The organism is Dietzia sp. B44 (assembly GCF_014145245.1).
GTDB classification, from domain to species: Bacteria; Actinomycetota; Actinomycetes; order Mycobacteriales; family Mycobacteriaceae; genus Dietzia; species Dietzia natronolimnaea.
Genome location: NZ_JAALEF010000301.1, coordinates 1 through 2,438 on the forward strand (window position 1 = coordinate 1; position 2,438 = coordinate 2,438).

At 71.0% G+C, this 2,438-nt stretch carries 3 protein-coding genes and 1 pseudogene; 2 read left to right on the forward strand and 2 right to left on the reverse strand.

Annotated elements, in window-relative coordinates; genetic code table 11:
• Window positions 1-581: acyl-CoA dehydrogenase family protein (locus G6017_RS10595; protein WP_524536285.1), on the reverse strand; the 581-nt coding region annotated here is incomplete at its 3' end.
• A gap of 29 nt (window positions 582-610) precedes the next feature.
• Window positions 611-1,435, reverse strand: a complete 825-nt coding sequence (locus G6017_RS10600) for an acyl-CoA thioesterase (RefSeq protein WP_095718736.1) — start codon at window positions 1,433-1,435, stop codon at window positions 611-613.
• A 150-nt stretch (window positions 1,436-1,585) separates the two neighbouring features.
• Between G6017_RS10600 and G6017_RS10605 the strand changes: the two genes are divergently transcribed.
• Both G6017_RS10605 and G6017_RS10610 read left to right on the forward strand, forming a co-directional pair.
• Window positions 1,586-2,131, forward strand: a complete 546-nt coding sequence (locus G6017_RS10605; protein WP_194307839.1) for a hypothetical protein — start codon at window positions 1,586-1,588, stop codon at window positions 2,129-2,131.
• A 21-nt stretch (window positions 2,132-2,152) separates the two neighbouring features.
• Window positions 2,153-2,438, forward strand: a pseudogene (locus G6017_RS10610) (hypothetical protein); the annotation flags it as partial.

The following is a 2,438-nucleotide window of genomic DNA, read 5'->3' on the forward strand; positions in this document are numbered from 1 at the left end:
TCCGACCCGCCCTGCTTCTCGGTCATGGCCATCCCGAAGAGCACACCCGACTTGGTGGCGGGGTCGCGGAGCTCGGGGTCGTAGACCCTGGACATCAGCGCCGGCTCCCATTCCGCGGCCAGGTCCGGACTCAAGCGCAGGGACGGCACCACGGCGTGCGTCATGGACAGCGGGCACCCGTGCCCGGCCTCGATCTGCGACACCAGCATGAAGCCGGTGGCCCGCTCCACGGTGGCGCCGGGCCCCGGGTCCGCCCAGGCGGAGGTGTGCACCCCGCGGGACACCGAGTACTCCATGATCCGGTGATAGGAGGGGTGGAACTCGATCTCGTCCACCCGGTTGCCCCACCGGTCGTGGGCGCGGTGCACCGGCGGCAGGGTGTTGGCCAGCTCCGCGTCGTGCTGGTACTGCCCGGTGCCCACGTGTCGGCCGATCTCGTGGAACCGGTCGGTCACCGCGCCGGGCGCGAAGACTCCCACGGCCTCCCGGAGTGCGGGATTGAGCGCGTACTCGTCCACGTCCACGCGCGGCGGCGCCTGGTTGAGGACCTCGTGGGTGGTGTGGTTCCGAGTGGTCGACATGTGGTGGGTGCTCCTCCGGCCCGCGGTACTCAGGACTTGAAGTACATGAGTTGGTGGCTGGTGGCGAGCAGGGTGCCGTCGCGGCTCCACAGTCTCGCCGATTCATCGTGGTAGTTGCCGTGGAACCGGTGGGCGTGGACGCTGCCCAGGATGAAGTCCGTGCCCTGGGCCGCGATCTCGTCCGCGGTGGCCAGGTAGTGGATCGTCAGCGTGACCGTTCCCGCGGGGATCGGCCGGCCGAGCCGGAGGAACGACCTGGGGAAGAACGAATCGCACATCGCGGTGAGCGCGACGTGGTCGAGGGGGCGGGGCGGGGTGTCGCGGATCCACATCGTCGTCGTCGAATCCGGGCTCGTCTGTCCCTCCTCGACCGACTGCAACGCCCCCGTCACGAACCGCATGTCGTAGTTGTCCACCCACTTGACCCCACGGTCCGCCGCGGCCGGGGTCAGGTCCTCGGGTGCGGGGACCCCGGGCGGGCCGACCTCGGTCTCCGACCACGTCTCGCGCCGCAGCGCGGTGATCGCCGTGGCGGTGGTGACCACCTGATCGCCCTGGCGCATCTCGAGCCACCAGTGCTGGTTGGAGCGGTTGGTGCGGGTCGGCAGCACCTCGATCTCGAACTCGCCCTCGGCCACCGGGCCCGCGTAGTTCAACGTCAGAGCCAGCGGGTCACCGTGTAGCTCCGGGTGCTTCAGGATCGCCTGCAGCATCGTCGCCGCGGTCGTCCCGCCGAACGGCCCGACCATGTTGGCCCACGCGTCGACCGTGCGGCCCCGGACCAGGTTCTCGCCGCCGCGTTCGAGAGCGACGGCCTGATCCAGAGTGTGTCCAGGGGCGTATCGACCGGTCACGGCACTCTCCTCATCGGGCGGCGTGAGGGGTGCGCCGCCGGGTGGTCCCACCGTACCGAGGGGTCGGGGGGCGCCCGGTCACCACTCACGGTGGTTCTCCGGTGTGACCCGTGTCACCATGGGGTGTACTCGATCGGAGAGGCGATCTCGATGCCCGGAACCGTCAGAACACCGAACGTCAGAACACCGAACATCAGAACACCGAACATCAGAGCCCTGACCGCCACGGCCCTGACCGCCGGCCTGCTCGCGTCCTGGGCGCCCGCTGCATCCGCGGTCAACACCGACTCCCTCATGCCTCCGCCCGCCGGGTGTTCGGTGGACGTGCAGCGGATCGCCGCGCAGACCCCCGGGCCGTTCCCCGGGGTCGGGTGGACGGTGGGGCAGAGCGGGAACCTGTGCGGTGAACTCGGCTACCTGTTCCTGGAGACCGCGGGCGGGACGGTCTCGTCGCCCACCCGTGTCGTGCTGTTCCACCGGGGCGAGCAGGTCGCGACGCAGCCCGGCACCACGCCGCGTGTCCTGCTCGGGCAGCACAGCGACTTCCACGTGGAGCTGCGCGTGCAACAGGAGCCGGTGGCGGGCCAACCGAATGCGGAGGCCGTCTACGCCTCCACCATCTACGTGTGGAACCCGTTCGCCGGCGCGGGGGACGCGACCCCGATCGGTCCGCTACCGCCCGGGATGACCCTCTAGCCAGGGCGACGGGGTGGCGACGTGACCGGGGCCGACGGAGTACGGGGAGGCGGTCAGTCGCCGGTCTACGCGGCCCTCGCGGTGGTCGTGGTGGTCGGGGTCCTCGTCGCGACCGTCACCACCGTCGCGCTGATGCGATCGCGAGACGAGACGTCTCCCGAGGTGACCGCCCCGGCCGGCCCCAGCACCACCGCGACCTCGACCCGGGCCTCTCGCGCCACCACCACCGCTCCCGCCACGCCCACCGCGGTCGTCCCCGCACCCGCGGCGGTGTGTGACGCCGGGGTGATCAACACCGACCTGGGGT

Coding starts and splice junctions, on each gene's coding strand:
- G6017_RS10605 (WP_194307839.1), top strand. CDS start 1,586: ATGCCCGGAACCGTCAGAACACCGAACGTCAGAACACCGAACATCAGA.